Genomic DNA, 8,822 nt, shown 5'->3' with positions numbered 1-8,822 from the left:
GTGCGGTAGAGCGCGTTGGACGCCGCGGCGGTCGAGTGCCCGGCGTAGGTGCGCATCACCCAGGGCCGATCCTTGGGGGGCCGGTCGGCCTGGGGGCGGTCCTGCTCGCGGTCCGTCTCGGTCATGCGTCAGAGGGTAGGACGGCGACTACCGATTGGTAACCGCCCGTGTGTGTGGCTTATCCGACACGCAGGCCAGGGAGCACGGAGCGTGGTCACGCGGGCACGGCGACGCGCTCGACCTCGACGACGCGGATCAGACGGGACAGGTGCAGCATCCGGCGTACGGCGGGACCGCACCCGCGCAGGGTGAGGTGGTGGCCCTCGCGACTGGCCTGGCGGGTCGCCATGGCGAGCACCTTGAGAGCGGTCACATCGATGGTCGTCACGTCGGTGAGGTCGACGACGACGTCGTCGTCGCGGCCGCCGAGCAGGTCGTAGAGAGCGTTGCGGACCTCCCACGTGCTGCGCACGTCGAAGTCGCCGCTGAGGGTCAAGGTGTGCCCGTCGCTGATGATCTCCATGCTGTGTGCCCCGTCCTCCGGGGCCCTGAGACACCCCGGCTGGTCCATCCGTCGATGGCGTGCCTGTCACCCACTATGACGCTCTGGACCTCCTCGGGGTTGCGTCTGATCCGCAGGAACTTTCCGTCGTGTCGCGTCCGCTGGGTGTGCCGCCGCCCGTACCCCGCTGTGACGACCGTCATGCGTGCGATCCCGGCCGGTCGCCGCCACTAGGGTGGCCGTCATGGTCAACCTCACCCGGATCTACACCCGCACCGGCGACGGCGGTCAGACCCGACTCGGCGACATGAGCACCACGACCAAGACCGACCGTCGGCTCGCGGCGTACGCCGACGTCGACGAGGCCAACGCCCAGCTCGGTCTGGCGCTCGCCCAGGGCGGGCTCGACGACGACGTGGTCGCCCTGCTGACGCGGGTGCAGAACGACCTCTTCGACGTCGGGGCCGACTTCTGCACCCCGGTGGTCGAGGACCCGGAGTTCCCACCGCTGCGCATCGAGCAGGACTACGTCGACCGCCTCGAGGCGTGGTGCGACCACTACAACGAGGCGCTGCCCGCGCTGCGGTCGTTCATCCTCAACGGCGGCACGACCGGCGCCGCACTGCTGCACGTGGCCCGCACCGTCGTCCGGCGCGCCGAGCGGTCGGCCTGGGCGGCCTACGAGGAGCACGGCGCGACGATGAACGTCCTCGCGATCACCTACCTCAACCGGCTCTCGGACCTGCTGTTCATCCTGGCCCGCCACGCCAACCGGGAGCAGGGCGACGTCCTCTGGGTGCCCGGCGGCGAGCGCGGCTGAGGTTCGCGCTCAGGCGGTCACGCGGTCGGCCGCCGGGGGCCGGGTGGCCAGCACGGCGAGCGCGGCCGGGCCCATCAAAATCGCGATCGTCAGCAGCGAGTGGAGCGTCCCGACGCTGTCGCCGAGCCAGCCGAGGAACGGCGGGCCGGCGAGGAACGCCGCGTAGCCGATCGTCGAGACGACGCTGACGCGCGCGGCCGCTCGCACCGGGTCGTCGGAGGCGGCGCTCATGCCGACCGGGAACCCGAGCGAGGCGCCCAGGCCCCAGAGCACGATGCCGACGACGACCACCGGGGCCCAGTGGCCGTAGACGACCATGAGCACGCCGGCCAGCGCGGTGCCGGTGGTCGCCCACAGCACCGGGGCGCGGCCGAAGTGGTCGAGGGCCGTGGCACCCACGAGCCGGCCCGCGGTCATCGCGGTCACGAACAGGGAGAACCCGGCCACGCCGACCCAGTGCGCGGCGTCGTACCCGTCCACGAGCGCGAGCGCGAGCCAGTCGTTGGCGCTGCCCTCGGTGAGGGCGAAGGCCAGCACCATGACGCCGATCGCCAGCGTGCGGGGCTCGAGCCAGGCCGAGCGCGCCGGGGCGGCCGCCTCCTCCTCGGGCGGCGGGGGCAGGAAGTAGCGGGCGGCCACGACGACGGCCGCGAAGGAGAACACCACCACGGCGATCACGTGGATCTCGAGCGGCACGTGCAGCGCCGCCATGGGGACGCCCAGACCGGAGCCGGCGATGGTGCCGAAGCTGAAGCCGGCGTGGAAGCGCGGCATGATCGTGCGCCCCAGGTGCCGCTCCACGGCCGCACCGTCGACGTTCATCGCGACGTCCCAGACGCCGGTGCCGACGCCGTAGAAGAACAGCCCGACCGCCGCCATCGGCTGCGCCTCGAAGACGCCGATGCCGATCGTGGCGACCGTGAGGCCCACCAGGCAGGACGCGGCCCCGAGCCGGACCGCGCCCGCGGGTCCGACCCGCTCGATGAGCCGCCCTGCGGACGGGAGCGCGAGCACGGAGCCGAACGAGATCGCCAGCAGCAGCAGCCCGAGGCTGCCGTTGCTCAGGTCGAGCGTGCTGCGGATGTCGGGCACCCGGGAGACGAACGAGGCGAAGCAGAACCCGTTGAGGATGAAGACGACGGCCACGGCGTTGCGAGCGGGAAGGACGGCGTGCACGGGACCAGCCAACCCGATCCGGGCTCCGCTCCCCAAATCCGTACTTGACCGGTCCAGAACGCGGCTCAGAACCCGTACGCCGCGCGCAGCTCGCGGATCCAGGCCGCCACCAGCGGCACCTCCCAGTCGGAGGTGAGCGCGAGCGCGTCCTCGGCGTGCCGGGCGGCCAGGACGAGCTCGCCGGTCGCCGCGGCCGCCAGCGCCAGGTAGGAGTCGACAGGCCCGAGGGCCAGGGCGGACCCGGCACAGGCGTTGTGGCCCGCGAACGGCGCGAGCCGCTCGTAGGCGCACCCGGCGAGCTCGGACTCCCCCAGGTAGAGCGCGATCTCGGCGGCGTGGCACCACGCCAGCAACGAGATGTCGTTGTCGTGCTCGAGCGGCGCGCCGCGCTCGGCGTACACCGCACGGGCGCGGTCGTGCTCGCCGGCGCGCCAGAGGTAGACGGCGATGCTCGCGGCGAACGGGAAGGCCGCTGAGTCGAACGCCTCGAGCATCGGGACCATCTCCAGGGACCGGCCCTGCCACAGCCGCAGCGCGAGGTGGCCGGCGGCGATCGCCTCGTCCGCGTGGGTGTGCTCGAGGCGCTCACCCAGCCGGTGGAGGTGCTCGATGATCCGCTCGGCGTCCTCGAACCGCCCGGCCATCGCGTGCCAGGGCAGCTCGAGCCCGTCGAGCACGATCTCCCCGAACGCGATCCGCTGGTCCTCGGCGGCCGCTCGCGCGACCGCGGCCGCCGCCCACATCTCCCGCGGCCGGCCGAGCTCGCTGAGCGCGGCGGCCCGCAGGCAGGCAGACACGACGAAGCTGCGCTCGCTCCGGGTCGCTCGGGCGAGCTCCATCGCCTCCTCCACGAGCGCGACCCGATCGGCCACGGTGCGCGGGCTCCAGAGCGCGACGAACACCACTTGGCAGGCCTGCATGAGCAGGAGCGGGTCGCCGAGCCGGCGGGCCATCGCCAGGCCCTCGTCGCACAGGGCTCGCCGCTCCTCGAAGGAGACCGTCACGTAGAGCTCGTTGGCCAGGGCGAGCATCGTGCGGCACCGCAGGTCGCTGTCGTGCGCCGGCAGCCGCTCCAGGCTCCCCCGCAGCGCGGCGACGACCTCCTCGTTGACCTCGCCCGGCTCTCCGGAGCGCCACAGCACGCCCTCGGTGGTGGCGATCGCCGCGCGCGCCACCGCCTCGGGGTCGCGCAGCTGCTTGCCGACGACGATCGCCTCCTCGACCGTGCGGACCAGGTCGGGCAACCGCGCCGACCAGCGGTACGCCTCGATGAGGGCCATCAGCACGTCGAAGCGGTCACGCAGCCCGGCCTCGGCGTCGCCGTCGAGCGCGCCGAGGGCCCCGTGGAGCAGTGCGGCGGCCTGGTCGTAGGCGTGCAGCCGCCGGGCGACCTCGGCTGCGTCCACGGCCGCACGCCACGCGCGGTCGGCGTACGACGGTCCGGCCTCGCGCCAGTGCCAGGCCAGCTCGGTCTCCCGACCGGGCAGGCCCGAGAGCGCCTCCGCCACGCGGGCGTGGGCGCGGGCGCGGCGGCTCGCACTCAGGCCGGCGCGCAGGGTGTCGCGCACGAGCACGTGGGAGAAGACGTACTCGTCGATGCCGTCCTCGCGCACCAGGCCCGCGGCCTGGGCCGGCTCCACGACGTCGAGCAGGTCGTCCTCGTCGATCCCGGTCACCACCGCGAGCGTCGGGGTGTCGAAGCCGCGACCGATGACCGCGGCCGTGCGGAGGGTCGCCACCGTGCGCTCGGGCAGCTGGAGCAGCCGCCGGTTGAGCACGTCGGTGACCGCGGTCGGCAGCTCGTCGCGGACCGCGTCCGGGTCGCCACGCTCGCCGACGAGCCGGGCGAGCTCGACGAGGAAGAACGGGTTGCCCTCGGTGCGCTCACGCAGGGCGAGGGCCTGGGCGCCGGAGAGCCGGCGGCTCGCGACGGACGCGTAGACGGCGGCCACGTCGTGGGTCTGGAGCCCGCTCAGCTGGATGCGGACCGCGTGCATCCGGGCGAACGACTCGGCCAGCTCGGCCAGCAGTCCGGCCGGCTCGGGGTGCGAGCGCCACGTGACGAGCACGAGGAGCCGCCCGCGGTCGGTGCCCTCGACGAGGAGCCGCAGCACGCGGAGCGTCGAGGTGTCGGCCCAGTGCAGGTCGTCGAGGACGACGACGGTGGTCTGCTCCTGCGCCGCACCCCGGACCGCGGCAGCGATCCGCTCCCAGGCCCGGAACTGGCCGCCGTCGTCGGCCGACTCCGCGGCGGCCGACACGCTCACCCCGAGGGGGTCCAGCACGCTCTTCCACGGCCACAGCGGCGGTGCCCCGTCGTCCTGCGAGCAGCGGCCGATCAGCACGCGGGCGCCACGCGTGCGGGCCCGCGTCACCAGCTCGGTGGCCAGCCGTGACTTGCCGATGCCGGGGTCACCGGCCAGCACGGCGTACGCCGGCGAGCCGCGGTCGGCCCGGTCGAGGGCGGCCAGGAGCGCCGCGAGCTCCTGCTCCCGGCCGACCAACGGCCAGGGTGCGACCCTCTCGTCCGCGGTCGGAGCCGCCGCAGGCGCGGGCTCGGCAGCGGCCGGCGGTCGCGCCTCGACCGTGCCGGGCTCGGGAGGCGTCCAGTCCAGGGCCGGGTCCTGGCGCAGCACGGCGGTCTGCAGCTCGCGCAGCTCGGCCGAGAGCTCCAGGCCCAGCTCCTCGTCGAGCACCTGGCGCACCTCGTGCAGGACGTCGAGCGCGTCCGCCTGGCGGCCCGACCGGGCGAGGGCCAGCGCGCGCAGCGCCCACAGTCGCTCGCGCAGCGGGTGGGCCGCGGTGAGTGCCTCCAGCTCGGCCGCGACCGTGGCGTGGTGGCCGAGGGCGAGCGCCGCGACCGCGCGGTCCTCCAGGGCCACCAGCCGCAGCTCCTCCAGCCGGGCCCGCTCCGCGACCGCCGACGGCGCGTCGCCGAGCTCGACGTACGGCGTCCCGCGCCAGAGAGCCAGCGCGAGGTCGAGCTCCGCGACCCAGCTCGACAGCTCGGCGCCGCTCGCGGAGGGAGGCGCCCAGCCCGACACCGGCTGCAGCCCACGGTGCACGCGGGTGGCCGCCTGCTCGAAGCGGTGGACGTCGAGGCTGTCGTCGGGCACCCGCAGGGCGTATCCCGGGGCGACGGTGACGAGCACCGTCGCGGGCGCGCGCCGCTGCCGGTCCGGCTCGACGACCCGGCGCAGCTGCGAGACGTAGGCCTGCAGGGTCGCCGTCACACCGGGCGGCGCGCTCTCCCCCCAGAGGAGGTCGACGATGCCGTCCACCGACACCGGCCACCCCCGCGAGAGCGCCAGCGCGGCGATGAGTGCCCGCTGCTTCGGCGTGCCGAGGTCCACCGGCTCGCCGGCCAGGCTCACCTCGACCGGGCCGAGGACGCAGACCTCCACGGCCGCAGCATAGGGAGCCCTGCTCGCCGGGCCCAGCTCAAGCGACTCCAAGCCGGCTCGAAGTCGGCTCCAAGTGGTGGTCGGCATGGTCGTCCCACCGAACCGAGACCTCCGCCGAGATCTCGCCACCCACCTCACCGACCACCCTCACGGACCAGGAGTCACCACCATGACCATCGAGATCGACACCGCCCAGGACCCGATCACCGCGACCCGCCCCGCCGAGGCCCTCCGGGGACTCATCGGAGGCCAGGTGCACCTGCCCGGCGACCCCGGGTACGACGCCGCCCGGCTCCCCTGGAACGTCGCGATCGACCAGCGCCCGGCCGCCGTGGCGCTGCCCCGCTCGGCCGCCGAGGTCGTCACGGTCGTCCGCGTCGCCGCCGAGGCCGGGCTGCGCGTCGCGCCGCAGAGCACCGGTCACAACGCCGGGCCGCTGGCCGCGCAGGGCCTCGACGACGTCGTCCTGCTCCGCACCTCCGAGATGGCGACCGCGATCGCCGACCCGACGCGTGGCATCGTCCGCGTCGAGGGCGGCGCGATCTGGGAGCCCGCCGTCGAGGCCGCGGCGGCCCACGGCAAGGCCGTGCTGCACGGCTCCTCCCCCGATGTCGGCATCGCCGGCTACTCCCTGGGCGGTGGCATCGGCTGGTACGCCCGCAAGCTCGGCCTCGCCACGAACAGCCTCACCGCGGTCGAGCTCGTCATCGGCGACGGCTCGCTCGTCCGGGCCGACGCGACGACCAACGCCGAGCTGTTCTGGGCGGTCCGCGGCGGTGGCGGCAGCTTCGGTGTCGTCACGGCCCTGGAGTTCCGCATGTACGACATCGAGACGGCGTACGCCGGCATGCTCATGTGGGACCTCGCCCAGATCGAGCCGGTGCTGCGCGAGTGGGCCGCGTGGGCCCCGACCGCTCCCGACGAGGTCACCACGGCGTTCCGCGCGATGCGCCTGCCCGACATGCCCGACCTTCCGGACTTCCTCCGGGGCCGGAAGCTCGTCGTGATCGACGGCGCCGTCCTCGACTCCGACGAGCGGGGCGCCGAGCTGCTCGCCGGCCTGCGCGCGCTGCGACCCGAGCTGGACACGTTCGCCCGGGTGCCGGCCAAGTCGCTGGTACGGCTGCACATGGACCCCGAGGGCGGCGCGCCGTTCGCCTCCGACAGCGCGATGCTGTCCTCGTTCCCGGACGCGGCGATCGACGCCTTCCTCACCGAGGCCGGCCCCGACGCCACCACCACGCTGCTGATGGCCGAGCTGCGCCAGCTCGGCGGGGCGCTCGGGCGCGCCCACGAGGGTGGCGGCGTGCTGAACCGGCTCGACGCGCAGTTCGTCAGCTTCGGCGGCGGCATGGCGATCACCCCGGAGATGGGCGCCCAGGCACACGCCGACGCCGTCCGGCTCACCGAGGCGCTCGCACCGTTCGACAACGGCCGCCAGTACCTCAACTTCGCCGAGAACCCGGTCGACACCCGATCGGCGTACGCCGCCGACGTCTGGACCCAGCTCACCGGCATCCGCAGCGCGGTCGACCCGCACGGTGTCTTCGCGGCGAACCACCCGGTCCCCCGCCTCTTCGAGAACGGAGCGCCTACTGCCTGAGCTTGCTCAGGCAGTGATGGGCGCGAAGGTCGAGGAGCGTCGGCACGGACCGCGCGTCAGCGCGGGACTCGACGCGTCTCGAAACCAGCCCCACCGCCTGATCCACGTTGACCCGCCCGAAACTTTCGGGCGGGTCAACGTCATTCGTCGACATGGAGCGTCGACCCGTCGTGAAGTTTCGGGCGGGTCAACGGGGAGTGCGGGTCCAGTCGGTGCCGGGCGGCCCGGACTCCAGCCAGGACTGGAAGCCCATGAGCGAGGCCGGGGACATCGCGAGCTCGACCACGCCTCGAGGGGTGGTGCAGGAGATCACGACGTGGTCGGGGTAGAGCGACATCTGCTCGGCGCCCTCGGCGGGCCGCCGGCCGGCGTAGACGAGCTCCGAGCGCTGGAGCACCCGCTTGGGTCGCGGCGAGAGCGAGAAGTAGCGGAACCACTCCAGCGACTCACCGGAGTAGCGACCGAGCCCCAACAACCAACCGCGCCCGGCCTTGGAGGACCGGACGCGGTAGCTGAGCTCGAACGTGCCGCCGTGACGAGAGACGAAACGGCGGCGGAGGACCAGGCCGAGGCCGTAGAGCAGGACGATGCCGAGCAGCACACCGGCTGCGTCCAGCAGCCACTGCCATACCGGCATCCAGCCCCCTCCTCCGCCCGTCGGTCCCCCGGGGCCATCACCCTAGCGGGCGCACCCCGGGGACCGACGGTGGGTAGGTCAGGAGGCCCGCTCGACCGCGCGGATCCGGGCCTCGGCGCGACGCAGACGGCGCTCGGCCTCGTCGTTGGCGCCGATGAGACCGCGCGCCTCCTCCAGCTCGACCCGGGCCTCGTCGACGTCGATCTCCTCCGGCAGCAGCGCCCGCTGCGAGAGCACGGAGACCCGGTCGTTGGCGACGGAGAGGAATCCGCCGTCGACGGCCGCGACCACGACACCGGCGTCCGCCGTCGAGATCTCGACCACCGCGTCGGTGAGCACCGAGAGCAGCGGCGCGTGACCGCGCAGGACACCGACGTCGCCCTCGGTGGTCCGGGCGATCACCATCTCCGCCTCGCCGGACCACACGGTCCGGTCGGCGGCGACGAGCTCGACGTGCAGGTGCTGCCCAGATTCAGAGGGAGCCATGTCAGAGGCTCTTCTGGATCTCGGCCCACTTCTGCTCGACGTCGTCCAGACCGCCGCACATGAAGAAGGCCTGCTCGGCCACGTGGTCGTACTCGCCGTCAGCGATCTTGTTGAACGCCTCGATCGTCTCCGACACCGGGACGGTCGAGCCCTCGATGCCGGTGAACTGCTTGGCGACGTAGGTGTTCTGCGAG

The 8,822-nt window shown here is 73.7% G+C and carries 7 protein-coding genes and 1 pseudogene; 2 read left to right on the top strand and 6 right to left on the bottom strand.

The window, feature by feature from the left end:
- Window positions 1-214: 214 nt before the first annotated feature.
- Window positions 215-523 carry an STAS domain-containing protein gene (locus Q0L15_RS07210; RefSeq protein WP_296603273.1) on the bottom strand — a complete coding sequence of 103 codons (309 nt, stop codon included), beginning with the start codon at window positions 521-523 and terminating at the stop codon, window positions 215-217.
- 223 nt (window positions 524-746) lie between these two features.
- On the opposite strand from Q0L15_RS07210, the gene Q0L15_RS07205 reads away from it, so the two are divergent.
- On the top strand, window positions 747-1,322 hold the full coding sequence (locus Q0L15_RS07205) for a cob(I)yrinic acid a,c-diamide adenosyltransferase (protein ID WP_296603272.1): 576 nt from the start codon (window positions 747-749) through the stop codon (window positions 1,320-1,322).
- A 9-nt stretch (window positions 1,323-1,331) separates the two neighbouring features.
- Here the strand turns inward: Q0L15_RS07205 and Q0L15_RS07200 are convergent, their stop codons facing one another.
- A complete protein-coding gene (locus Q0L15_RS07200) occupies window positions 1,332-2,498 on the bottom strand; it encodes an MFS transporter (RefSeq protein ID WP_296603271.1) in 1,167 nt (388 codons plus the stop codon).
- Between the two features lie 65 nt (window positions 2,499-2,563).
- Window positions 2,564-5,902, bottom strand: a complete 3,339-nt coding sequence (locus Q0L15_RS07195; protein ID WP_296603270.1) for a BTAD domain-containing putative transcriptional regulator — start codon at window positions 5,900-5,902, stop codon at window positions 2,564-2,566.
- 169 nt (window positions 5,903-6,071) lie between these two features.
- Between Q0L15_RS07195 and Q0L15_RS07190 the strand changes: the two genes are divergently transcribed.
- Window positions 6,072-7,505, top strand: a complete 1,434-nt coding sequence (locus tag Q0L15_RS07190; protein ID WP_296603269.1) for an FAD-binding oxidoreductase — start codon at window positions 6,072-6,074, stop codon at window positions 7,503-7,505.
- 187 nt (window positions 7,506-7,692) lie between these two features.
- Here Q0L15_RS07190 and Q0L15_RS07185 read toward each other — a convergent pair whose 3' ends face one another.
- The 3 genes and pseudogenes from Q0L15_RS07185 to Q0L15_RS07175 all read right to left on the bottom strand — a co-directional run.
- Window positions 7,693-8,142, bottom strand: a complete 450-nt coding sequence (locus Q0L15_RS07185; protein WP_296603268.1) for a DUF2550 domain-containing protein — start codon at window positions 8,140-8,142, stop codon at window positions 7,693-7,695.
- 78 nt (window positions 8,143-8,220) lie between these two features.
- Window positions 8,221-8,628: a F0F1 ATP synthase subunit epsilon gene (locus Q0L15_RS07180; protein ID WP_296603267.1), complete on the bottom strand. Its 408-nt coding sequence runs from the start codon at window positions 8,626-8,628 to the stop codon at window positions 8,221-8,223.
- Between the two features lies 1 nt (window position 8,629).
- A pseudogene (locus Q0L15_RS07175) lies at window positions 8,630-8,822 on the bottom strand (F0F1 ATP synthase subunit beta); the annotation flags it as partial.

Origin of the sequence: Nocardioides sp. (genome assembly GCF_024509035.1) — a bacterium.
Lineage (GTDB): Bacteria > Actinomycetota > Actinomycetes > Propionibacteriales > Nocardioidaceae > Nocardioides.
Note: the sequence above shows the minus strand (reverse complement) of the source record. Positions and strands in the feature narration are given on the sequence as shown.